This is a genomic window from Halomonas sp. ALS9, assembly GCF_001651035.1.
GTDB lineage: Bacteria > Pseudomonadota > Gammaproteobacteria > Pseudomonadales > Halomonadaceae > Vreelandella.
The window spans coordinates 246,517-269,367 of sequence record NZ_LXRG01000233.1 but is presented as its reverse complement, the minus strand read 5'-3'; the positions used below and the strand labels follow the sequence as shown (position 1 = coordinate 269,367).

Below are 22,851 nucleotides of genomic sequence, written 5' to 3'. Positions count from 1 at the left end.
CCCATCGGACTTTGCCCTTTTACGGCATGCTCTTTATCTGCAGAGCATGCACAAAGAGGTGTATTAACGACAGACTCGGTGGGAAGGCGGGCCGCGCTGGGTCAAGACATCCCGCGCGGCGACCAGCATAGCCAGAGGGGCTAGCCAGTGACAAAGACGGCGTACAGGCGCGAAGCGCTGGGGGCTTTGAGCCCAGCGTTGCAGGGCACGCCGTCGCTTGGCAACCCAGTGGGACTGCGCGCGTAAAATCGCCGGCACCCAGAAACAGATAGTAACGCTACGCTCGCCACCGCGGAACGCATCGGCAGGGCTTAAACTGGCGGGTAAAAGGCAGCTCACTAACAGACCCGCCAGCCACCAACGCGCTAAACCGTGACGGCGATGGCGCCGCGGCAAAGCTGATTGAACATCAAGCGTAGGTGACATGCTGTAGACCGGCTCCTGAGCGTGGTAAAGTTAACCAATCGGCCATCGGCAAAAGTGGCCGACGCCATTAGCAGTGGTGGTGCCTTAAATAGCAGCACCCCAGGAATTAAGCGTATGAGTATAAAGGTTAAGCGTTCGCGCGCCCAGCCCATCGCCCGCTTGCTCTCAAAGTCGGGCGATATTAATCAACTAATGCGCCTGTCTCGCTTAATCGATCAGGCTCAACGCCACTTGCGCGCCCACTTGCCCGAAGAGATGCGTGAGCATATTTTTGTGGGTGGCTTTAGCGAAGGTCGCTTAACCCTGATTAGTGGTCAGGCGAGCTGGTTGACGTGGTTACGCTTTGAACAACGACGTCTATTAGAACTACTTCATCAACTGCCTGGCTTTGAAGGGGTGAGCGGTTTTACCTTTAAAGTCCGCCCCGTGCGCCCTATTGTGGCACCAAAGCGAAACACACGCAGCCTGTCAGCCGATGCGGGAAAAACGCTAGCTGAGTGCGCTGAAGACACCACCAATCCTGCACTTAAACGTGCCTTGGAACGGCTTGCGTCTCATGCCAGGCCACCCACCAAGTAACGTCCACACTGATTTCTTAGCCAAACAGAGTTACGGCTATATTATCCCCGCCCTAAAAAACATAAAGCACCGCCTGAGCGATGCTTTATAAGCCAAAACAAAGTGCAAATTGCACGCACTAAAGTAAGAGCTAGCCCAATCCTACATCAGGCCATGGCGGGTGCGGCGTAAGAAATAGGTGCAACCGCCTTGTCTTCTTCAAAGGTGACAATTTCAAAAGCATCGGGCTGCGCCAACAACTCGCGGCACAGCTGATTATTGAGCGCGTGACCAGATTTCACCCCCCGGAACTCCCCGATCAAGCTATACCCCAATTGATACAAGTCACCAATAGCATCCAACACTTTATGCTTAACGAACTCATCTTCGTAGCGCAGACCGCCTTCGTTAACGATACGGTAATCGTCAACTACAATAGCGTTGTCTAAGCTTCCCCCTAACGCCAGATTATTAGAGCGTAAAAACTCTAAGTCGCGCATAAATCCAAACGTACGCGCGCGGGAAACTTCTTTAACGAAGGACGTGGTCGAGAAGTCGATCAGCGCGGTCTGTTTTTGCTGCTCAAAAACGGGGTGATCAAAATCGATGGCAAACGAGACTTTGAACCCTTGATGAGGCAAGAAAACGGCTTCTTTATCGCCATCAGTCACCGCCACGCGGTGCTTGATTCGAATAAACTTCTTAGCCGCATCCTGTTCCAAAATACCGGCTGACTGAATCAAAAACACAAACGGGCTTGCGCTACCGTCCATAATGGGCACTTCAGGTTCGCTAACGTCTACATAAGCATTGTCGATTCCCAATCCAGCGAATGCTGACATCAGGTGCTCAACGGTAGCTACCTTCACCCCATTGAGAACAAGGGCGGTACATAGCTTGGTATCTTCAACCAATTCTGCCCGCGCGGGAACGTGCACAACGGGATCCAAATCGGTTCTGACAAACACAATCCCAGTATTGGCCGGCGCCGGACGCAGAGCGAGGTGGACTTTTTTGCCAGAATGCAGGCCCACTCCGGTGGCACGAATGACGTTTTGTAGGGTGCGTTGTCTGATCATGGATAGTAGCCGAACTCTAATGACGGTAATAACCGCAGGGGAAAAATTATCAAACAGTGTTCACTTTAACAGCAAACGAGCGTTTTAGCCAATAAACCGCTCGCTCGCTGTTGCAATGAGCCTGATGTCGAGGATCAATCCGCCTGGCGGCGTAGAAACGCGGGGATGTCCAGATAGTCATCGGCCTCGGAAGCGCGACGCTTTTCAGGACGAGGCTTTGCGGACGCTTCAGGTGCTTCAGCGCGCGCAGTTGCCTGCTGACGCATCACCGTTGGCTGCTGCAGCTTGCGGTAATCCGATGATTCTGCTGCTGAACGACGGGCGGGTTCACGCGCTGCCGCCTTAGGTTTTTGCCCATCTAGGCCAGCGGCAACAACGGTTACGCGCAGCTCATCAGACATTTCCATATCAATGGAGGTGCCCACAACAATTGTGGCATCTGGAGAAGCGAACTCCTGCACGGTAGCGCCCACATCGTTGAACTCGCCGATCGATAAATCGGGGCCAGCCGTGATGTTGACCAAGATACCGCGCGCACCGTGAAGATCAATATCTTCGAGTAGCGGACTACGGATAGCCTTCTCAGCTGCTTCACGAGCACGATTCTCGCCCGTGGCACCACCGGTGCCCATCATCGCCATGCCCATTTCAGACATAACGGTGCGCACATCGGCAAAGTCAACGTTGATAATGCCTGGGCTGGTAATCAGTTCTGCAATACCTTGAACAGCACCCAACAGCACATCATTAGCGGCACTAAAAGCCGTCAGTAGCGTGGCATTCTTACCCAATACGGAAAGCAGTTTTTCGTTAGGGATAGTGATCAACGAATCGACGTGCTCAGAGAGCTCTTTCATGCCCTCTTCAGCAGCGCGCATACGCTTAGGCCCTTCAAAGGGGAAGGGGCGAGTCACCACCGCAACGGTGAGAATCCCCAACTCTTTGGCGACCTGGGCAACCACCGGCGCACCTCCAGTGCCCGTACCACCGCCCATACCAGCAGTGATAAACACCATATCAGCGCCTACCAGCAATTCCGCAATGCGTTCGCGGTCTTCCATTGCCGCCTGGCGTCCCACGTCGGGATTGGCACCTGCGCCTAATCCTTTAGTGATTTCGCTACCCAGTTGCAACACGGTTTTCGCCGCACAGCGTTTGAGCGCCTGGGCGTCAGTGTTAGCGCAGATAAACTCAACGCCTTCAATATTGCTTTCGACCATGTGGTTAACAGCATTGCCGCCACCGCCGCCAACGCCAACCACTTTGATGACCGCACTGCTCGAGGGTGCGTTATCTACCAATTCGAACATAAGCCCCGTCTCCTGAACCGCGCTTGCGGCCCTGTCAGAAATTTCCTTTGAACCAGCCTTTAATTCTTGCTAGCGCCGAATGGTCTTCCTTGATATCACGCCGGGCAAGCTCGTTGCGGCCTTTATGGGCTGCAACTACTCCCCCGTGGCTTCTTAGACCTTGCCCATGACGCGTTTCCTGCAAGGCATAATGCAGCAGACCGACGCCCGTCGCATAAATGGGGTTGTGAACGACATCCGCCAAACCTCTTACATTTTGCGGACATGCGATACGAACAGGCATATGGAAAATCTCTTCCGCCAGTTCGCTAACCCCTTCCATACGCGAGGTACCACCAGTAAGCACTATCCCCGCAGCCACCATGTCTTCATAGCCACTACGGCGCAATTCATCTCTTATTAGCGTAAACAGTTCCTCATAGCGTGGTTCTACCACTTCAGCGAGCGCTTGACGCGATAGATCACGCGCAGGGCGATCGCCTACGCTAGGTACCTTAATCATTTCATCGCTTGCGGCTAAATGCGTTAACGCACAAGCGTATTTAACTTTGATCTCTTCAGCATGCTGCGTGGGTGTGCGCAGCGCCATGGCAATATCGTTAGTGACCTGGTCACCGGCGATAGGAATGACTGCCGTGTGGCGAATGGCGCCTTCGCTGAAAATAGCCATATCGGTCGTTCCACCGCCAATGTCGACCATACAGACGCCTAATTCGCGTTCATCTTCAGTGAGCACAGCCATGCTCGAGGCAAGCTGCTCTAAGATGATAGCATCAACCTCTAAACCGCAGCGGCGCACACACTTCTCGATATTCTGCACCGCGTTTAATGCTGCGGTGACTAGGTGCACCTGTGCCTCTAAGCGCACACCGGACATACCCAACGGCTCACGTATGCCGCCTTGAGCATCAATGGAGAACTCTTGCGGCAGCACATGTAACACTCTCTGGCCTTCGGAAATGGCGCGCGCTCGTGCGGAGTCAATCACTCGCTCGATGTCAGAGGGCGTCACTTCGCGCTCTTTGATTGCCACAACGCCATCCGAGTTCATTGAGCTGATATGGCTGCCTGCCACGCCAACATATACCGAGTGGATATCACAGCCAGCCATCAATTCGGCTTCTTCAACAGCTCGTTGGATAGACTGCACCGTTGATTCAATATTGATCACAACACCACGCTTCATGCCACGCGAAGGATGCGAACCAATACCAGCAATTTCAATTCCGCCATCATCGGTAGGTTGACCGACTATCGCGACGACCTTGGACGTTCCAATGTCCAGCCCGACCACCATATTGGATGCGTTGGGTGAGCCTGCCATGAGTCGGGAAATCTCCTTGCGTCATTGTTAAAAATAAATATAAATAGGATGAAGCTTAATCCAACGCTTAACATTGAAAGCGCGCTACCCAAAATAATCAGTGCAGTCTCTGAGACATTCACTAATTGTCGATAGTCGAAATTAATAACTATTTAACCCGCGACTGCACCATAGTATAGAAACAACAGTCGCAATACGACTAGTACATACCCACAATAATAGGCTTGGTAAGCAATTTAAAGCCGATTATTGGCTTTTTCAACGATGGCAACCACTCACTTTTACACCTTATTTGCATCAAGTAATAGGTGAGTTACTCATCTTGCACAGCAAATTCACTTTCTCCATGCCACGCAACAGCAACACCATTAGGGTAGCGCAGATCAATATAGCGGATTTGTTCGCTAAGAGAATTTAACTCTCGCTGCCATGAAGCCGATAATCTTGCTAAGCGCACTTCATGCTGCCGCCGCCCCAACATCACCCAAGCGCCATCGTTCAATTGCAGCCGCCAAGCACCACGGGGCTCTAACCGAAGCTGAGTGAGTTCGAGCGATAACTGTTCGAAGTGGGATTTTAGCCGATAGTAATAGTCGAGCACTTCTTCACTGCTACCAGCAGGGCCTGCCAGATCAGGCATGCCTGACGGTGGCGTTAAAGGTGCAAAAGCGAAAGGCTCACCTTCAGGGTTAAGCAAGAAATCATCATTCCAGCGCGCGACGGGCTGCTGCTCAATGAGTTCAAACACCAAGGCGTTAGGCCACTCACGGGAAATCCGCACTTCATTTAACCAGCCCACCTGCAGTGCGCGGTCGCGCAGCTCACCCAGATCTGCCGACAGCCACGTGGCATCGACCACCAGTGGTGCCAGCTGAGTACGCAGGTAGTCGGCGCTGACATACTCCCATTCGCCACGAATAGACACCCGTTCAATAGGGCGATCCAGCCACAGCCAAAGCGCACGCCCACCCGCCCCCATCAGCAGCGCCAGCAGGATAATTCCCAACCAAGCATTACGCCTCTTCATAAGGCACTTTTTAATAAGGCGCTATCAAATACGTCATTACTCATACTGTGAATGGCTCGCCTGCGGTGTTGAGTATGTGTAGCACTAGATCATCAAAGCCAATACCCGCATGCGCTGCCGCTTGAGGCACTAAGCTATGATCGGTCATGCCTGGCACCGTATTGACTTCCAATAGCCAAAAACGCCCTTCGCTATCGCGCATAACATCAACCCGCCCCCAGCCTACCCCACCAATTGCGGCAAACGCTTGCTGGCAGAGCAAGGCAAGCTCTGCTTCATGCTGAGCCGTCAAGCCACAGGGCAAATGGTACTGGGTGGTGTTAGCGATATATTTGGCTTCGTAGTCGTAGAAACCACCAGGTACTTCAACACGAATTGCTGGCAACACCTGATCACCTAGCAGCGCGACAGTGTATTCGTCACCCACTACAAAGCGCTCCGCCATCACGCGGGCGTCGAACTGAGCTGCTTCGCGATAAGCTGCCTCAAGCGCTGCCTGGCTCTTTACGATGCTAATCCCCAGCGTTGAGCCTTCATGCACGGGCTTCACAATCAACGGCAAGCCAAGTTGCTCGACCACGGCTGGCCAGTCCGCAGTGGCCTCCAACATAATGCTCTCAGGGGTGGGCAGCCCAACCGCGCTCCATACCTGCTTGGTGCGTTGCTTATCCATCCCCAGCGCCGAAGCAAGCACCCCACTGCCGGTATAAGGAATACTGAGCAGTTCCAAAGCTCCCTGTAGGGTGCCATCTTCACCGCCACGGCCATGCAGAGCAACAAAGACCACAGCAGGAGCCAGTTGCTCTAAACCTACCAAGCCATTGTCACGGGGATCATAGCCACAGGCATCAACACCTTTGCGCTGCAGCGCCTCCAGCACCGCCGCACCGCTTTTAAGCGATACCTCGCGTTCAGCGGAGGTGCCACCGTAAACGACAACGACTTTGCCAAGAGGCTGGGGGTTTGTTACGTCAACGCTCACAGATCCACCTCGTTCATCGCCAACTGAGCCTGGGCCAAGCGCAGGGAGATCCCCCCCACATCACCTGCGCCCTGGGTAATTAATATATCGCCTGGGCGTAATATGTTGGTTAACAGCGCAGGCAACTCATGCTTATTCTCGACAAACAGCGGGTCGACTTCTCCGCGTTGACGAATAGAGCCCGCCAAGGTACGCCCCTCAGCACCAGGAATAACCGCTTCACCGGCACTATAAATATCGAGCAGCACAAGCGTATCGACTTGAGAAAGTACGCGCACAAAGTCTTCGTACAAATCGCGGGTACGGCTGTAGCGATGGGGCTGGTAAAGCATAACCAGACGCCGCTCAGGCCAGCCTGCACGAATCGCTTGAATGACCATATCAACTTCGCGAGGATGGTGACCATAATCATCCACCAGCATGATGTCGCCACCACCTTGGGGCGCAGGGAAGTGTCCATGCACCTGGAAACGGCGACCAACCCCGGCAAAACCTGCCAGACCGCTCAGAATAGCGCTATCACTCACGCCTGCATCGGTAGCCACCACAATCGCCGCCATTGCATTCAACGCATTGTGACGACCCGGCATGGCCAAACGCACGTCTAACGGCGCGGCGCCACCAGGGCGTAACGCTGTAAACGACACGTCACCGCCACGCTGAGCAAAATCAACAATGCGATAATCGGCATCGCTATCAAATCCATAGGTCACGAACTGACGCTTTACCTGATCACACAGCACACGCACGTGGGGATCATCGATACACAGCACTGCTAAGCCATAAAACGGCAAGTTATGCAGAAATTCGATAAAGGTACTTTTTAGCCGTTCAAAGTCGCCGCCATAGGTCGCCATGTGGTCAGCATCGATATTGGTAACAATCGAAACCATCGGCTGTAAATGCAAAAAAGAGGCATCGGACTCATCGGCTTCAGCAACTAAATAATCACCCTCGCCTAAGCGCGCATTGGCACCGGCGCTGGTCAGCTTGCCGCCAATCACAAAGGTGGGATCCAATCCCCCTTCGGCCAGTAGTGTTGCCGTTAAACTGGTCGTGGTGGTTTTGCCATGAGTACCCGCCACGGCGATACCGTGACGAAAACGCATTAGCTCAGCGAGCATTTCAGCCCGTCGCACCACCGGCACACGATGCTCATGAGCCCAACGAATTTCTGGATTGGTCTCATCAATGGCACTGGACACCACCACCACATCGGCGCCTTCCACATTAGCCTCAGCATGACCGATCGCCACACAGACACCACATTGGCGCAGTCGCTCCAAGACCGAAGAGTTTTTGGCATCACTGCCGCTAACCGTGTAGCCCTGGTTCGCCAGTACTTCTGCAATACCACACATGCCCGCACCACCAATGCCGACAAAATGCAGACGCCGAATCCGACGCATGCCAGGGCCTGCAGCCGTCCGTGAAGGTGTCATGGTTTGGTCTGAATCGATCACGCAGAGTCTCCTACCGGCATCATCGCCAAACACCCTTCAACCAAGCGCTCCGTCGCGTCTAGATGCGCGGCCTGACGTGCTTTAGACGCCATTAAAGCCAGGGTGGTTGGGACGAGCAATTGATTTAAATATTCACTTAACCGCTCAACGGTCAGCTCAGACTGAATAACGCACTGGGCAGCCCCCGCCTTGACCAGCACCTGGGCATTGGCGCGTTGATGATCATCGACAGCAAAGGGGAATGGCACCAGCAGCGCGGGCTTAGCCGCAGCCGCCAACTCTGCTACTGTCAGCGCGCCGGAGCGGCAAACGACTAAGTCAGCCCACTCGTAGGCGGCGGCCATATCATCAATAAAAGGGCTAACCTCAGCGCTCACGCCGTGCTGCTGATAATTTTCAGCAGTGGCCGCATCACGGTCTTTACCCGCCTGATGGCGCACCTGGGGACACTGCTCGATGGGCAGTGCAGCCAGTGCAGGGGCCAAACGTTCATTAAGCGCGACAGCGCCGAGCGAACCGCCCACCACCAGCAAACGTAGAGGCCGTGAAGAGAGAGTTTCCTCATCTCGCGGCGAGTTCCCCAAAGCGGCGATATCGTCACGCACAGGGTTGCCAATGACGTCGGCACGCGCTCCAAAGGCCTCAGGAAAAGCGGCATACGTACGTTTAGCCAGTCGCGACAACACTCGATTGGTCAGGCCTGCCACGGCGTTCTGCTCATGGACGACTAAAGGAACCCTCGCCAACCATGCAGCCACCCCGCCGGGGCCGCTGGCAAAGCCCCCCAGGCCGACCACTACATGTGGTTTGAAGTCACGTATGACGGCTCGCGCCTGCAAGATTGCACGACTAAGATTCAGCGGTGCTTTGAGCCATCCCGTTAAACCGTTGCCGCGCAGCCCGCTAACGGCGATGGTATGCAATTTAATACCCGCTTCAGGCACAAGGCGGTTTTCAATACCTCGAGGGCTGCCCAGCCACTCAACTTCAACCTGTTCCGCCTGCAAAGCTTTGGCGAGTGACAACGCTGGGAAGACATGGCCCCCAGTACCGCCTGCCATAATCAGTACTCGTCGGCTAACGTTAGTCGTCACATCAAACTCCTGATAACACCAAACGGCATAGCGTTATGATAAACGCGGCTCATGACGGGATTTATACGGGGTGGATGCACGTCGAGGCCGGTGACGCGTTTCGGCATCCGTGCGCAGCAACAGCCCGACCATAATGCCAGTGACCAGCAGACTAGAGCCGCCATAGCTCATTAGCGGCAGCGTTAACCCTTTGGTCGGCAATAACCCAGAACTTACCGCCATGTTAATAAACGCCTGCGCGGCCACAACAAAGCCAATACCGTAGCTTACATAAGCACCAAACAGATGCCCTGCCAGCTCAGCTTTACGCCCGACCAACATAGCGCGGGCAATAAATAGGGTGAACAACAGCACGACGATAATTGCGCCGATCATGCCAAGCTCTTCAGCGATCACCGCAAATATAAAGTCGGTATGCGCCTCGGGCAGGTAGTGTAGTTTTTGCACACTGTTACCTAATCCAGTGCCCGTCACATGCCCCCGCCCGAAGGCTATTAACGCCTGGGTTAACTGGTAGCCAGTCGCAAATTGATCGGCCCAGGGGTCTAAAAAACTAGTCCAGCGCGCCAGTCGATAGGGCTCTATCACCACCATCATGACTGCCCCTGTACCCAGCAGTGCACCACTTCCCCCCAACAGCACGAGCGAAGCACCGCTCATCATCAGCATTCCAATGACACAAATAGTAAAGACCACCATACCGCCGAAATCAGGCGCTAAAAAAAGCAGCCCGGCAGGCACCGCCAACACGGCTAGGGGGCGCCACATGCTGAACGCTCGGCGCCGCAGATCATAGGTAAAACGCGACATAAACGCCGCCATGTAGAAAATCAGCCCGACTTTGGCAAATTCAGAGACCTGTAAACTGGGCAATGGCCCCGGCAGCGCTATCCAGCGCTTACTGCCATTGATCTCTTGACCAACCATCAGCACTAAAACCAACATAAAAATGGAAACGAGCAGTATCAGCGCTGCATTCTGGCGCCAAACTTCAAGCGGCACGCAGAGTATAAATATGCAGGCCATAATGGCTAGTACCAGGAATACGCCGTGCTGGCGCGAGTAATGATAGGTATCTTCCAACAAACCAATCGACGCCGAACTGACCATCACCCAACCTAAACCCGCCAAGGCAACCGCCGCTATGATCAACCAAATATCGCAGGGCAGATCGCGCGTGGTAAGCACCGTACGAAGACGCTGAAGTCGACTCATAGCACCTCCCCGGCTGAAGTTGATGCCTGGTGCTGCACCCAACGGCGAAAAACGTCGCCGCGCTGTTGATAGTTGGCAAATTGATCCAAACTCGCGCAGGCAGGCGAGAGCAGCACACAGTCCCCCGGCTGGGCAAGTTCAAAGGCTGTCTGCATCGCCTGAGCCAAGTCCTCGACCTGCTGAATACTGACATGTTCAATCAATGCGTCAGCTAGCCGCGGTGCATCTAAACCGAATAGCAACACATGCCGTGCACACTTAGAAAGAGGCGCGGCCAAAGGGGTAAAATCAGCGCCCTTACCTACTCCACCGGCCAGCAGAATCAAACGTCCTTCCAGCGTTGCGCCAATACCATTAATGGCCGCTAAGGTAGCGCCGACGTTGGTACCCTTAGTGTCATTGACCCAGGTGACGCCGTTAATGTGCGCAATGACTTCACTGCGGTGTTCCAGGCCTTTAAATTCTCGTAGGGCGTTGCACATGGGCGCAGCCGCAAAGCCCAACGCCTGCCCCATGGCCAGTGCCGCCAATGCATTCATATAGTTGTGCTGACCGGCTACTTTTAACTCATTAATAGCCAACCAAGGGCTGGAACCCTGCATTAACGTCAGCTTGTCGTGGTGGAACGCCAGCCCCCACTGATCTCCCTTAGGGGCTGCTTGAGTAAAGTAAGCCACTTGCTCAACGGGATGTTCAGGCCACGTGAGGGGATCATCGGCATTCACCACGGCACTCTCAGCACCGATAAAAATACGCTGTTTTGCAACGCGGTAGCCGTGCATATCACCGTGACGGTCAAGGTGATCTTCGGATAAATTCAGGAAGGCAGCACAGCTCGCCCCCAGAGAGGGAGTCGTCTCAAGCTGGAAGCTTGAAAGCTCAAGGATATACAGTGCGGCATCGGGATGGCTGGCCAACAGATCCAGAGCGGGGGTACCAAGGTTCCCACCCACCGCCGCATTAATACCGGCGGCGGCAGCCATTTCTCCTAGCAGCGTCGTCACCGTTGATTTGGCATTCGATCCGGTGATGGCCGCAATGGGGGCTTTCGCGGCACGAACAAACAGGGCTATTTCGCCCACCACCATTGGTTCGCCTGTGCGCGGATTTAGCTGATCTGCCAGCTCTTTTAAGCCCGGCATGCGTGGATCAAGCCCCGGGCTGACCACCACCTCGGCAACATCATAAAGATCCAGCAACGTTAGTGGGCCGCAGTGAACCTCAATGTCCGGATGTGCGGTTTGAAACTCCTCTAACCCCGGTGGCGCGGCACGGGTATCCGCCACCATATAAGGTACATTCAAGCGGCTTAAATGGCGGCAAATCGCACGTCCCGATATTCCCAGCCCCACCACCAGCGTTAAACCTTTAGCAACTCGAACCATCACAGGCTCCTTCTCGCCTCATGCCCACATGCATTAACGAATTTTGAGCGTTGCGAGGCCAAGTAGCACCAACACCACGGTAATAATCCAAAAACGCACGATAACCCGCGGTTCAGGCCAGCCTTTCAATTCATAGTGATGGTGCAAAGGCGCCATACGGAAGATGCGTCGACCAGTGAGCTTATAGGAACCCACTTGAAGAATGACCGACACCGTCTCCATGACAAAAATACCGCCCATGATAAACAGCACAATTTCCTGACGCACGATAACCGCCACCACGCCCAGCGCAGCCCCTAGCGCCAAAGCGCCCACATCCCCCATAAAGACCTGAGCGGGGTAAGTGTTGAACCATAAGAAACCAAGCCCGGCACCGGCAATGGTGGCGCAAAAAACCGCCAACTCGCCGGTACCGGCAATAAAGGGAATGTGTAGATAGGTGGCAAAAACCGTATTACCACTCGCGTAGGCAAATACCGATAAGCCCATGGCGACCAGCACCGTGGGCATAATGGCTAGGCCATCAAGGCCATCGGTTAAATTAACCGCATTCGAGCTGCCCACGATCACAAAATACGATAGAACGATATACAACAAGCCCAGCGGCAGCGCGACCTCTTTGAAAAGCGGTACTAACAGACTGGTTTCAACGGGCGACGACGCGGTTAAATAGAGCAGCACAGCAGCGCCAAGACCAACGACCGATTGCCAAAAATATTTCCACTTTGCAGGTAAACCACGCGGGTTTTTCTCAACGACTTTGCGGTAATCATCGACCCAACCAATGGCGCCAAAGCCTATGGTTACGCCCAGCACCACCCAGATATAAAGATTGGTTAAGTCACCCCAGAGCAAGGTGCTAATGGCAATCGCCAATATAATCATTGCCCCACCCATGGTGGGCGTACCCGCTTTTGAAAGGTGGGATTGAGGACCATCGTCACGTACTGACTGACCGATTTGCCCTTCGACCAGGCGCCGAATCATCCATGGCCCCAGCCACAAGCAGAGCATTAACGATGTGAGAGCGCCTAAAATCACGCGCAGGGTTAAATAGTTGACTACCTGAAAATCAGTTTGGTACTGCGACAGAAAATTCGCCAAGTGAAGTAACATGAACGGCGTTTACCTTATTTATCCGAACGCAGTGCATTAATGACATGTTCCATGCCCGCACTGCGCGACCCTTTCACCAGCAGTGTGGTGTCCGGCGGCAAAGTATTAATGACATGGCGCGTTAGCGCCTCGTGATCGTTAAAATGCAGCCCACGACCAAAGGCCTCGCTGGCAGCGCGTGCGGCGTCGCCCAGCGTCAATAGCTCATCAATCCCTAGCTCAGCGGCATAGCGGCCGATTTCCGCGTGCAGCGCTGCCGTCTCGGCCCCCAGCTCGCCCATTGCGCCTAACGCACACCAGCGTGGGGCTGGGAAACTCGCCAGCGTATCCAAGGCTGCTTTGACCGCCCCAGGGTTGGCATTGTAAGTGTCATCCAGCAACTTGGCACCCCGCAAACCAGGCACCACGACCAGTCTGCCGGCTAGCGCTTGCAAGGTTTCCAGGCGCGCAATAACCTGCTCTGCCGACACCCCCAGTGCTAATGCTGCCGCGGCAGCAGCCAAGGCATTACTAACATTATGCTTACCGAGTAGTGGTAAACGCACTTGGCCCAGTGCCTGACCATGCTGCAGTAGCGTGAAAGCATACCGCCCTTGAGGATCACAGGAAAGCGCTGAGGCGCTCACATCGGCCTGGGGATGAAAGCCAAAGCTGACGACTCGCCTTGGCGCCGCGCGCGAGGCCCAAAAAGCGTAGTAGTGATCATCACGATTCAATATGGCCGACCCCTGCTCACTCAGCCCGGCTAGCAGTTCACTTTTCGCCTGGGCGATCTGACCCATACCGCCAAACTCACCCACATGGGCGCCGGTCACGTTGGTAATAATCGCAATATCGGGCTGTGCCAGTGGCGCTGTCCAAGCGATCTCTCCCAAATGATTAGCACCCAGCTCTATCACGGCGGCGTTATGTTGCTGTCGCAAACGCAATAAGGTCAGCGGCGCGCCGAAATCATTGTTCAGATTTCCTTCCGTCGCTAACACCTCACCTAGAGGCGCCAGCAGTGCAGCGCATATCTCCTTAACAGTGGTTTTACCGCTGTTGCCGGTGACCGCCACCAGGGCCCCCTGCCATGCGCGCCGGTGTGCACCGGCAAGCTGCCCTAGGGCCAAGCGCGTATCGGGGCACACCAGTTGGGGTAGGTCGCTGACCACAGGCGTGTCGACCAACGCCGCCACCGCGCCCAGCGCGTGGGCGCGATCAACAAAATCATGACCGTCAAAATTGGCACCCTTTAAGGCAATAAACAGGCAACCTGGCGCAATTTTACGGCTATCGGTAATCACTGAGGAAATAGTTAACTGAGCACTTTCTGGCGGCGCCATAATGCCGAGCGCCGCGGCAATTTGACCAAGACTCCAGTGCATTATTGGGCTCTCCGCAGGGCCAAGGCGCGCTGAATCTCTTCGCCATCGCTGAAGGGGTGGCGCACGCTATCAATCTCCTGATACGCCTCATGGCCTTTACCAGCGATCAGCACTACATCCTGGGCGCCAGCTTGTTTAATGGCTGCTGCCACAGCCTCGCGGCGATCACCAATTTCAATGGGCTGCGCGTTAGCCGAGAAGCCCGCCAAAATTTGCTCACGGATTTGCGCAGCGGCCTCGTGGCGCGGGTTATCATCGGTAACCACGATGTGATCCGCCAACTGTTCGGCGGCCTTAGCCATTTCGGCGCGTTTACCTGTATCGCGTTCACCGCCGCAGCCAAATACGCACCATAGTTGACCTGCATCGCCCAGGTGAGCGCGTAGCGCCTGTAGGGCGCTCTTCAGGGCGTCCGGCGTGTGGGCGTAATCGACCACTACGCTGGGAGCACCAACATCGGCATACAGCTCCATACGACCCGGCACCGGCGTAAGCGATGTCGCTGCTTCAAACAGCGCATCAAGCGGTTCACCTAATCCGTACAGCACGGCCATCGCCAACAGCACATTATCTAAATTAAAGCGCCCCATTAAATTTAGGCGCAGCATTTTCTCGCCGTCGGGGGTCGCAATCATCGCCTGCTGACCCTGACCAAACGTCTGACAGTCCAGCACTCGCAGTGTCACGGCTTCATCTTGGCCGGTGGCCAGCACACGTACGCGGTTGCTACAGCCGGCTAGCATTAAACGCGCCAAGGGATCATCACCGTTGACCACCGCCAAGCTAAGCTCAGAGCGTCTAAACAACTTGGCCTTTGAAGCGGCGTAGGCAGCCATGCTGCCGTGGTAATCCAAATGGTCACGAGTCAGGTTGGTGAATACTCCCACACTGACGCTGACCGCTTCCAAGCGGTACTGATCCAGGGCGTGAGAAGAGGCTTCCAAGGCAACACGTCTTACCCCTTGCTGTGCCAACTCACCCAGCGTTGCTTGCAGCGCCAGGGGGCCGGGCGTGGTTAAGCCACTATCGCTTAACTCACCAGGGCGCCCCACTCCTAAGGTACCGACAAGACCCGCAGGCGTTCCCAACGCTTCGCTAAGGGCAGCGATATAGTGAGTGACCGAGCTTTTACCGTTAGTGCCCGTCACCGCAATCACTTCCAGATCACGCGGCACCTTAAAAAGTGCCCGCCCTAGTTCCCCTAAACGCGACGACAAATGTGGTAACTTCAACACTTGCCCCTCAAGCAGCACATCGCTGTGCGTCCCTTGCGCTAAAATAAGCGCAGCGCCAGCCTCAAGCGCTTGCTCGATAAAGTCGCGACCGTCACGCTGGCTGCCCGGCACGGCAACAAAAATATCCCCCGGCGTCAGCTTGCGGGAGTTCATTTCAATACGCACCTGATTTGGCAGCTTAGGCAGGTCGGCGGGCAGTGGTGACTTGGGCCATACTTGCTTGAGCGCCGCTAAAACATCGTCTGGACTCAGCGTCATGCCATCTCCTTAAAAAGCTACTCCGCCTCATGATCCGGCGGAACATCCAACAAGCGTAAAGCATTCCCTGTCACACTGGAAAAAACCGGCGCCGCGACGGCGCCGCCGTAGAACTCGCCTGCTTTGGGGTGATCAATCATTACTACAGTGACAATGCGCGGATCCGAGATGGGCGCAATCCCGGCAAAAACGCTGCGGTAAGCATCGGTGGTATAGCCTTGCTGGCCTATTTTACGCACCGTGCCCGTTTTACCTCCCACACGATAGCCCTCTACACGGGCTCGCCGTCCACCGGTATAAGCGGCTACCGAGGTTTCGAGAATATTTAGCAGGTCATTAGCAACCGACGGCGATATAGCAGGAATGCCTTGGGGCGGTTCAGAAAGGCGCAGCAGTGAAGGTGGCAAGCGCACGCCATCATTGGCTAACGCCGTGTATGCACTGGCCAGTTGCACCGCTGAAACCGACAGCCCATAACCATAGGAGAGAGTCGCCCGCTCGCTCCGCGACCAGCGAACTGGCGCAGGTAGACTGCCCGTAGACTCGCCTGGAAAACCGGTTCCGAGCGCTTGCCCCAGCCCTAGCTGATGATACTTTTCCCAAATTGCCGTATCGCTTAATTGCAGTGCCAGGCGGGACATACCGACATTCGACGATTTCTCCAAAATGCCGGGCAGATCAAGTTCACCATAATTACGGAAATCGCGAATGGTGAACTGATCCAGCCGCATCCAACCCGGAGAAGTGTCCACGACAGCGTTCCGATCCACAACGCCACTTTCTAATACGGCGGCCATGGCCAGCGGTTTCATAACTGAACCTGGCTCAAATACATCCACCAGCGCTTGATTACGTAATCCGCGCGGGTCAATGCCCGCCCGATTATTGGGGTTATAGGAGGGCAAATTAGCCATGGCCAACACTTCTCCCGTGCGCGCATCCATCATCACCAGCACACCACCATCAGCATCATTCTCAGCCACCGCGGCACGCAGCTCACGGTAGGCCATATATTGAATACGCTGATCAATAGCCAAGGTAAGCTCCCCCCCCGGCTGGGCTTCATTAATGACGCCCAGCTCGCGCACTAGGCGTCCGCGGCGATCTTTAATAACCCGCCGCTGGCCTGGGTGACCCGCTAAGTAAGGCTGGTAAGAGAGCTCTAAACCCTCCTGACCGACATCATCAACGTTGGTCACCCCCAGCAACTGGGCGGCGACCTCACCGGCGGGATAGTAGCGCTTATATTCACGCTGCGGATAAACGCCGGGCGTGCGCAGATTAAGAATCTGCTGGGCCGCCGCAGGCGTCATCTGGCGACGCAAATACATAAATTCATGCTCACTAAAGCGCGCCACCCGAGATTCAAAATCGCTCAATGTCATACCCAGCGCTTGGGCCAACATAACGCGCTGAATAGCATCTTCGGGAAGTTCTTGTGGATTGGCCCAAATGGTTACCACTGGAGTGGAAATCGCCAATGGCTCGCCATTACGATCGGTAATCATGCCGCGGTGGGCAGGGATGGTTTCATGGCGGAGAGTCCGCGCATCGCCCTGGCTTTGCAGAAAGGGGCGATCGATGACCTGAAGCAGTGTAATGCGGCCAATCAAAATAGCTGATGCCAGAGCAATCGCAAGCAAAATAAACACGAACCGCCCGCCGCCGAGAGGGGGCGCAATCGGAGCCTGACGCGAGGTACCGCCTCGACGTTCGCTCCTCATGGCCGAATCACCTCAACATCATGGACATCGGGAATTCGCATACCCAGTCGGTCAGTAGCGATTTGTTCAATGCGGGCAGGCGTTGACCATGCGCCCTCCTCAAGCAGCAGCTGTCCCCACTCCGTTTGCAGCTGATTCTCTTCTTGCTCCAGCTGTTGCAACTGAGCAAATTGAACCCGCGTCATATGGGTAGTGACGACTACGCCTAGCCCAGAAGCCATACAGAGTAGAAACAACAGTATAATAACTACCGGCCAGGTGCGTAGACGCAGCCTGAAAGGCCATTCGGCGCGTAGCGTGGTTGCCCACTGCTCAATCCGATCCATGCTCATGATCACATTTACATCCGTTTGCGTGCAGCCCGCATGACGGCACTGCGAGCACGAGGGTTGGCATCTACCTCCTCATCGCTGGGCCGCACGCCTTTGCCCAGTGCTTCAAGCCGCCGATTCAGTTGATCGTCGCGAATAGGCACCCCACGCGGCAGATCAGTATCGCCGCGCACATGGTGACGAATAAAGCGTTTCACACGGCGATCTTCTAGCGAGTGAAAGCTGATAACCACTAAGTGTCCACCCGGTGCCAACGCCTCAAGCGCAGCCTCTAAAGCACTGTCTAACTGTTCCAACTCGCCGTTGACGAAAATACGCAGGCCCTGAAACGCCTTGGTCGCCGGGTGACGACCCTTCTCCCAAGCGGGGTGGGCAATTTTTAACACTTCAGCCAAATCCACCGTATGGGTAAACGGCTTCTCGACCCGACGCGTCACTACGGCACGGGCCAATCGCTTGGCGTAGCGCTCTTCGCCATAGGTTTTAAACACGTAGGCAATATCTGCTTCACTGGCACGGGCCAGAAAATCAGCCACGCTTTGCCCCTGGGTAGGATCCATACGCATATCCAACGGGCCATCGCGCATAAAGCTGAAACCGCGCTCGGGATCATCAAGCTGAGGAGAAGAAACGCCGACATCCAGCAGCACCCCAGAAAGCTTGCCGAACACGCCTTGTTCACGAGCAAACTCGGCTAGCTGGGCAAATTCGCGCTGGGTAATCAGGAAGCGTGGATCGACTATTTCAGCGGCAGCGGCAATCGCCTGGGGGTCACGATCCATAGCCAATAGCTGGCCCTGGGCGTCCAGACGATCAAGGATAACCCGTGAGTGCCCGCCTCTCCCAAACGTACCGTCTAAATAGACGCCCTGCGCATCATGAACCAGGGCATCGACAGCACCCTCCAGTAATACGCTGGTATGGCGAAAGCGGGAAGCAACCTGTTCAGCGTCAGGAGAAGGCATTTTTTTCTCACACAAGATGTTAGAAGCAACGTAATAAAGAGCGTGCGTGCACGCCCTAATGTGGAAATGGGGGGAGTCGGCCGATAAGCCGGGTTCTGTCGTGGACAGCCATTCCTCTAGGCGCTGCGTTACCACAGCGCTCAAGCAACCTACCCGGATCCAGCGCGGGCCACGCCATTGGATCCCTATTTGGTCTTGCTCCGAGTGGGGTTTACCATGCCACGCACTGTTACCAGGCGCGCGGTGCGCTCTTACCGCACCCTTTCACCCTTACCGGCCCCAGCGGTTTATTTCAGGGGCTTAGGCGGTCTACTCTCTGCTGCACTTTCCGTCGGCTCACGCCGCCCAGGCGTTACCTGGCACTCTGCCCTATGGAGCCCGGACTTTCCTCCCCCAACACCTTTTAAGGGGTATTAGCGGCGACTGTCTGGCCAACTCCGGCGGCAAGCATACCAGCGCCCTCGACTTGCCTCAATGCTCACCTTTAATTGCTTGCAAACGAGCGTACCAGACTTGCTTACGGCCACCGAGCATTCGCGCGGCAATCGCAGCGCCCTGCTTAACGCCAACCCCCTCGGCCAACAGTGTTTCTAACAGCGCTTCCGCCGATATAGCCTGATGCTCACTCTGCTCGACCGGCGGGGCACCAGCGACAATCACCACAAATTCGCCGCGGGCCTGATTGGGATCAGCCGTCAATTGCGCCAATAGCGACGCAGGCGTGCCGTGCAGAAACGTTTCGAAAGTTTTGGTCAGTTCACGCGCCAATACCACATCGCGATCCGCCATTTGTTCCTGAAGCGCCTCAAGGGTATGCACGATACGGTGAGGCGATTCATAAAATACCAACGTCTCTTCGCGGGTTTTCCAACCCTCTAACGCCTGGCGGCGCGCACCTGGCTTGGCGGGTAGAAAACCCGCAAACACAAAGCGGTCTGTCGGCAAACCCGCGCCTGAAAGCGCAGTAATCAGCGCACAAGGCCCCGGGATGGGCACGATATGGCGATTGCGCGCCCGTAACTCACGCACCAATACAAAGCCAGGATCACTAATTAGCGGTGTTCCGGCATCGCTGATCAGCGCAATATCTTCACCTGCAGCAAGATAACTATCCAAGGTATCCACTCGGCGCGCTTCGTTGTGCTCGTGCAAAGAGAGCATGGGTTTATTCAGCCCCAAGTGCGCCAACAGGCGCCCACTATGACGGGTATCTTCAGCTGCAATGCGCGAAACTTGTCCTAACACCCGAGCGGCACGCGCGGTTAAGTCATCCAAATTCCCAATTGGCGTAGCAACCACGTACAATGTGCCCGGATTATCGTCTGTCATTGTTGACTCTCAATTCGTTGATGGCTTGCCCTGCTGGTGCGCTATGCTTGTGCAGTGGCTTGGTCAATCGCTGACAAGCAGCGACAGCGCAAATGGAAACCTAAGGAAGGATACATGAAACAGTCATTACGTGGCTTACTCACCGCGGCCCTCATGGCATTTCTGGTTGCTGGCTGTGCGATGCAATCACCTAGCGTGGTAGATCGTGCGCCCGATGAAGACCCCGGCCAGCTACTCAGCCAAGCCGAACAGCAAGCGCCAGAACAAGCCGCCAAAACGCGCCTGGAAGCAGCTAATATTCTGGCCCGCCAAGGTGAGCGCGAGAGAGCCTTTGATACCGCCGACGGGATTGATGAAAGCCTGCTATCAGAGCCGGATCGGGTACGCTGGGCACTGCTGTTTTCCGAACTCGCCCGCGCCTTGAATGAGCCGCGCGCTGTGCTTCGTGCCACCCAAGTGCTTGACGACGAACTCCCGATGCAGTCCAGTCAGCAGGAGAGGCTTGAAGAGCGTCAGCGCTGGGCTCGCGAGGCGCTCGATCAACCCAGCGGTGCCGTTAGCGTTACCCTGCCTGAGCTTGAAGGACAGGCGATAAGCCGTATCGTCGTTGCCTTGCCGGAATCAGGCCCACTCAGCAGTGTCGCCAACACCATCGCCACTGCCATGCGTCAACACCATGACGTCAAAGGGGGCAACGTCGAGCTGAGCTTCCTGGACACCTCGCGCTACTCGATGGATGAGCTTTATGACCGCGCCCAGCAGATGAATGCACAGCTGATTATTGGCCCGCTAGATAAAGATCAAGTCACTCAGCTAGAGCAGCGCGACAGCGTGCCACTACCGACACTGGCACTCAACTATGGCAGCGGCGATAGCAACCAAGCCCAGCGCCTGTTCCAGTACGGCCTTTCAGCTGAAGACGAAGCGCGTCAGGTCGCTCGCCGCGCATGGCAGGATGGTCACCGCCAAGTGTCGATGATGGTACCGGATAATGGCTGGGGCCGCCGCGTAGGCGAAGCCTTCTGGAATGAGTGGCATAGCCAGGGTGGCGAAATCACTAATGCCGTACGCTATAACCCTGAGAGCTCAGTCTCCAACGCCGTGCAAACTGCTCTTAATGTCAGCGGTGATCGCGCTCGCCTCAGTAATATTGACGCGCTCTTTCTACTCGCCCTGCCTGAGTATGCACGCCAAGTGCCACCCACTATGGATTACTACTACGCCCCCAATCTGCCCATTTATGCCACTTCGCATTTGCACGAAGGGCGCCTACAGACACGGCTTGATCAAGACCTAAACGATGTCATGTTCGTGGATATTCCCTGGCAGATCCCTGATGCGGCCGTCGGTGGCGAAGAAGCGCTCCCCTTTGCATCGACCTATCGGAGCCTACGCGACGAGTCCGATGCCTCGATGTTCCGTCTAATGGCAATGGGCGTAGATGCTTACGAACTGGCCATACGATTTTCCAATCTGGGCGAGCTTAACGGCCTGAATGGCAGCACCGGCTCGCTTTACCTAAGTGACGATGGACGCATTTACCGCGAGCTGCCCTGGGCCAAATTCCAAAACGGCGTCCCTTCGCCCATTTTAATCCCAAACCTGGGCAACAATGACGACTAACGCCCGCACTGCTCGCGCCCGAGGCGCAGCCATTGAGCACATTGCCGCTCAATGGCTGGGCCAGCAGGGGCTCGCCCTGGTCACGCAGAATCATTACGTGAAAGGGGGTGAGCTTGACTTGGTAATGCGAGATGGCGATATTCTTGTCTTTGTTGAGGTCAAACACCGTACGACGACGCGCTACGGGCACCCACTGGAAACCGTCACTTATCAAAAACAGCAGCGCCTGGTACGAGCGGCAAGGCTTTATATCGCCCGCGGCGGGCTTTCATCACCTTGCCGTTTTGATATTCTGGCGATTACGGGCAAGCCACCCGACCTCGAATTTGACTGGGTAAAAGCCGCCTTTGATGCCTTTTAACTGTTTTTGAAGTTTTTTTAAAACGGTCTTAACACTCTAATTTAACCAGGAAGCCCTGATGGACTTTCAATCTCGGATACTCGGCCACTTCAACGCCAGCATCGACACCAAGACCTACGCTAGCGAAGTACTTCCGCCGTTTATTGAAGTGGCCAGCCAAATGATGGTGCAGTGCCTTGTTAGTGAAGGGAAAATTCTTAGCTGCGGTAATGGTGGCAGTGCCGGAGACAGCCAACATTTCTCCTCTGAACTGCTCAACCGCTTCGAGCGCGAACGCCCTAGCCTACCTGCTCTGGCACTCACTACTGACACCTCTACGCTTACCTCGATTGCTAACGACTATAGCTATAACGAGGTGTTCTCAAAGCAGATTCGCGCCCTAGGGCAGCCGGGGGATGTGTTACTGGCTATCTCCACCAGCGGTAATTCAGGCAATATTGTGCAAGCCATTCAAGCCGCACATGATCGTGATATGACCGTGGTCGCCCTCACCGGCCGCGACGGTGGCGATATGGCATCGCTTTTAGGCCAGGACGACTGCGAGATTCGCGTCCCGGCGACATCGACGGCGCGCATTCAGGAGGTTCACCTACTGGTGATTCACTGCCTATGCGATCTTATCGATGAACAGTTGTTTGGCAGCGCCTAATAACTTTATTAGCGCGTTACCGTGCAGGA

21 protein-coding genes and 1 other RNA gene are annotated in these 22,851 nt (G+C 55.3%); 4 read left to right on the top strand and 18 right to left on the bottom strand.

From position 1 onward, the window contains the following. Positions 1-63: 63 nt before the first annotated feature. A complete protein-coding gene (locus tag A6R74_RS21850) occupies positions 64-426 on the bottom strand; it encodes a hypothetical protein (protein ID WP_064236573.1) in 363 nt (120 codons plus the stop codon). Between the two features lie 114 nt (positions 427-540). Here A6R74_RS21850 and A6R74_RS21845 point away from each other — a divergent pair, with 114 nt between their 5' ends. Then, entirely contained in the window at positions 541-1,005 is a 465-nt protein-coding gene (locus tag A6R74_RS21845) for a DUF721 domain-containing protein (RefSeq protein ID WP_064236572.1), read from the top strand. Positions 1,006-1,151: 146 nt separating this feature from the next. Here A6R74_RS21845 and lpxC read toward each other — a convergent pair whose 3' ends face one another. The 17 genes from lpxC to rsmI all read right to left on the bottom strand — a co-directional run bounded on the left by lpxC (position 1,152) and on the right by rsmI (position 20,189). Beyond that, positions 1,152-2,063 carry a UDP-3-O-acyl-N-acetylglucosamine deacetylase gene (gene lpxC / locus A6R74_RS21840; protein ID WP_064236571.1) on the bottom strand — a complete coding sequence of 304 codons (912 nt, stop codon included), beginning with the start codon at positions 2,061-2,063 and terminating at the stop codon, positions 1,152-1,154. Positions 2,064-2,197: 134 nt separating this feature from the next. After that, positions 2,198-3,373, bottom strand: a complete 1,176-nt coding sequence (gene ftsZ / locus A6R74_RS21835; RefSeq protein ID WP_064236570.1) for a cell division protein FtsZ — start codon at positions 3,371-3,373, stop codon at positions 2,198-2,200. 34 nt (positions 3,374-3,407) lie between these two features. Next, positions 3,408-4,697: a cell division protein FtsA gene (ftsA, locus tag A6R74_RS21830; RefSeq protein ID WP_035578454.1), complete on the bottom strand. Its 1,290-nt coding sequence runs from the start codon at positions 4,695-4,697 to the stop codon at positions 3,408-3,410. A 313-nt stretch (positions 4,698-5,010) separates the two neighbouring features. Beyond that, positions 5,011-5,724 carry a cell division protein FtsQ/DivIB gene (locus tag A6R74_RS21825; protein ID WP_064236569.1) on the bottom strand — a complete coding sequence of 238 codons (714 nt, stop codon included), beginning with the start codon at positions 5,722-5,724 and terminating at the stop codon, positions 5,011-5,013. 40 nt (positions 5,725-5,764) lie between these two features. Beyond that, on the bottom strand, positions 5,765-6,706 hold the full coding sequence (locus tag A6R74_RS21820; RefSeq protein WP_064236568.1) for a D-alanine--D-alanine ligase: 942 nt from the start codon (positions 6,704-6,706) through the stop codon (positions 5,765-5,767). Beyond that, on the bottom strand, positions 6,703-8,148 hold the full coding sequence (gene murC, locus A6R74_RS21815) for a UDP-N-acetylmuramate--L-alanine ligase (RefSeq protein ID WP_064236622.1): 1,446 nt from the start codon (positions 8,146-8,148) through the stop codon (positions 6,703-6,705). Before murC ends, A6R74_RS21820 begins: the two co-directional genes overlap by 4 nt. 17 nt (positions 8,149-8,165) lie before the next feature. Beyond that, positions 8,166-9,263, bottom strand: coding sequence for an undecaprenyldiphospho-muramoylpentapeptide beta-N-acetylglucosaminyltransferase (gene murG, locus A6R74_RS21810; RefSeq protein ID WP_082906779.1), 1,098 nt, complete (start codon positions 9,261-9,263; stop codon positions 8,166-8,168). Positions 9,264-9,296: 33 nt separating this feature from the next. Then, positions 9,297-10,478, bottom strand: a complete 1,182-nt coding sequence (gene ftsW / locus A6R74_RS21805) for a putative lipid II flippase FtsW (RefSeq protein WP_064236566.1) — start codon at positions 10,476-10,478, stop codon at positions 9,297-9,299. After that, positions 10,475-11,863 carry a UDP-N-acetylmuramoyl-L-alanine--D-glutamate ligase gene (gene murD / locus A6R74_RS21800; RefSeq protein WP_064236565.1) on the bottom strand — a complete coding sequence of 463 codons (1,389 nt, stop codon included), beginning with the start codon at positions 11,861-11,863 and terminating at the stop codon, positions 10,475-10,477. The genes ftsW and murD overlap by 4 nt, the downstream gene beginning before the upstream one ends. Positions 11,864-11,896: 33 nt before the next feature. Next, positions 11,897-12,979: a phospho-N-acetylmuramoyl-pentapeptide-transferase gene (gene mraY / locus A6R74_RS21795; RefSeq protein WP_064236564.1), complete on the bottom strand. Its 1,083-nt coding sequence runs from the start codon at positions 12,977-12,979 to the stop codon at positions 11,897-11,899. Positions 12,980-12,993: 14 nt separating this feature from the next. Next, the gene (locus tag A6R74_RS21790; RefSeq protein WP_064236563.1) at positions 12,994-14,346 is read right to left on the bottom strand and encodes a UDP-N-acetylmuramoyl-tripeptide--D-alanyl-D-alanine ligase; all 1,353 of its coding nucleotides are present in this window, start codon (positions 14,344-14,346) and stop codon (positions 12,994-12,996) included. Further along, the gene (locus A6R74_RS21785) at positions 14,346-15,839 is read right to left on the bottom strand and encodes a UDP-N-acetylmuramoyl-L-alanyl-D-glutamate--2,6-diaminopimelate ligase (RefSeq protein ID WP_064236562.1); all 1,494 of its coding nucleotides are present in this window, start codon (positions 15,837-15,839) and stop codon (positions 14,346-14,348) included. Before A6R74_RS21785 ends, A6R74_RS21790 begins: the two co-directional genes overlap by 1 nt. Before the next feature lie 17 nt (positions 15,840-15,856). Continuing rightward, positions 15,857-17,563, bottom strand: a complete 1,707-nt coding sequence (locus A6R74_RS21780; protein WP_064236561.1) for a peptidoglycan D,D-transpeptidase FtsI family protein — start codon at positions 17,561-17,563, stop codon at positions 15,857-15,859. Further along, positions 17,560-17,895: a cell division protein FtsL gene (gene ftsL, locus A6R74_RS21775; RefSeq protein ID WP_064236621.1), complete on the bottom strand. Its 336-nt coding sequence runs from the start codon at positions 17,893-17,895 to the stop codon at positions 17,560-17,562. The genes A6R74_RS21780 and ftsL overlap by 4 nt, the downstream gene beginning before the upstream one ends. A gap of 8 nt (positions 17,896-17,903) precedes the next feature. Continuing rightward, a complete protein-coding gene (gene rsmH, locus A6R74_RS21770) occupies positions 17,904-18,860 on the bottom strand; it encodes a 16S rRNA (cytosine(1402)-N(4))-methyltransferase RsmH (protein ID WP_064236560.1) in 957 nt (318 codons plus the stop codon). A gap of 68 nt (positions 18,861-18,928) precedes the next feature. Further along, an RNA gene (gene rnpB, locus A6R74_RS21765) (RNase P RNA component class A) lies at positions 18,929-19,299 on the bottom strand. A gap of 32 nt (positions 19,300-19,331) precedes the next feature. Further along, positions 19,332-20,189 carry a 16S rRNA (cytidine(1402)-2'-O)-methyltransferase gene (rsmI, locus tag A6R74_RS21760; RefSeq protein WP_064236559.1) on the bottom strand — a complete coding sequence of 286 codons (858 nt, stop codon included), beginning with the start codon at positions 20,187-20,189 and terminating at the stop codon, positions 19,332-19,334. A gap of 114 nt (positions 20,190-20,303) precedes the next feature. Here rsmI and A6R74_RS21755 point away from each other — a divergent pair, with 114 nt between their 5' ends. From A6R74_RS21755 to A6R74_RS21745, 3 genes are read left to right on the top strand one after another with little or no spacing between them, the layout of a single operon-like run. Beyond that, positions 20,304-21,812 (top strand): penicillin-binding protein activator, encoded by a 1,509-nt coding sequence (locus tag A6R74_RS21755; protein WP_064236558.1) that lies wholly within the window; start codon positions 20,304-20,306, stop codon positions 21,810-21,812. Beyond that, positions 21,802-22,173 (top strand): YraN family protein, encoded by a 372-nt coding sequence (locus A6R74_RS21750; RefSeq protein ID WP_064236557.1) that lies wholly within the window; start codon positions 21,802-21,804, stop codon positions 22,171-22,173. The genes A6R74_RS21755 and A6R74_RS21750 overlap by 11 nt, the downstream gene beginning before the upstream one ends. A 58-nt stretch (positions 22,174-22,231) precedes the next feature. Further along, entirely contained in the window at positions 22,232-22,822 is a 591-nt protein-coding gene (locus A6R74_RS21745) for a phosphoheptose isomerase (RefSeq protein WP_008958676.1), read from the top strand. The last annotated feature ends 29 nt before the right edge of the window (positions 22,823-22,851 follow it).

Coding starts and splice junctions, on each gene's coding strand:
- A6R74_RS21825 (WP_064236569.1), bottom strand. CDS start 5,724: ATGAAGAGGCGTAATGCTTGGTTGGGAATTATCCTGCTGGCGCTGCTG.
- ftsZ (WP_064236570.1), bottom strand. CDS start 3,373: ATGTTCGAATTGGTAGATAACGCACCCTCGAGCAGTGCGGTCATCAAA.
- ftsW (WP_064236566.1), bottom strand. CDS start 10,478: ATGAGTCGACTTCAGCGTCTTCGTACGGTGCTTACCACGCGCGATCTG.
- A6R74_RS21845 (WP_064236572.1), top strand. CDS start 541: ATGAGTATAAAGGTTAAGCGTTCGCGCGCCCAGCCCATCGCCCGCTTG.
- A6R74_RS21785 (WP_064236562.1), bottom strand. CDS start 15,839: ATGACGCTGAGTCCAGACGATGTTTTAGCGGCGCTCAAGCAAGTATGG.
- A6R74_RS21755 (WP_064236558.1), top strand. CDS start 20,304: ATGAAACAGTCATTACGTGGCTTACTCACCGCGGCCCTCATGGCATTT.
- rsmH (WP_064236560.1), bottom strand. CDS start 18,860: ATGCCTTCTCCTGACGCTGAACAGGTTGCTTCCCGCTTTCGCCATACC.
- ftsL (WP_064236621.1), bottom strand. CDS start 17,895: ATGAGCATGGATCGGATTGAGCAGTGGGCAACCACGCTACGCGCCGAA.
- A6R74_RS21790 (WP_064236563.1), bottom strand. CDS start 14,346: ATGCACTGGAGTCTTGGTCAAATTGCCGCGGCGCTCGGCATTATGGCG.
- A6R74_RS21745 (WP_008958676.1), top strand. CDS start 22,232: ATGGACTTTCAATCTCGGATACTCGGCCACTTCAACGCCAGCATCGAC.
- murD (WP_064236565.1), bottom strand. CDS start 11,863: ATGGTTCGAGTTGCTAAAGGTTTAACGCTGGTGGTGGGGCTGGGAATA.
- mraY (WP_064236564.1), bottom strand. CDS start 12,979: ATGTTACTTCACTTGGCGAATTTTCTGTCGCAGTACCAAACTGATTTT.
- A6R74_RS21850 (WP_064236573.1), bottom strand. CDS start 426: ATGTCACCTACGCTTGATGTTCAATCAGCTTTGCCGCGGCGCCATCGC.
- A6R74_RS21750 (WP_064236557.1), top strand. CDS start 21,802: ATGACGACTAACGCCCGCACTGCTCGCGCCCGAGGCGCAGCCATTGAG.
- A6R74_RS21780 (WP_064236561.1), bottom strand. CDS start 17,563: ATGAGGAGCGAACGTCGAGGCGGTACCTCGCGTCAGGCTCCGATTGCG.
- lpxC (WP_064236571.1), bottom strand. CDS start 2,063: ATGATCAGACAACGCACCCTACAAAACGTCATTCGTGCCACCGGAGTG.
- murC (WP_064236622.1), bottom strand. CDS start 8,148: ATGACACCTTCACGGACGGCTGCAGGCCCTGGCATGCGTCGGATTCGG.
- rsmI (WP_064236559.1), bottom strand. CDS start 20,189: ATGACAGACGATAATCCGGGCACATTGTACGTGGTTGCTACGCCAATT.
- ftsA (WP_035578454.1), bottom strand. CDS start 4,697: ATGGCAGGCTCACCCAACGCATCCAATATGGTGGTCGGGCTGGACATT.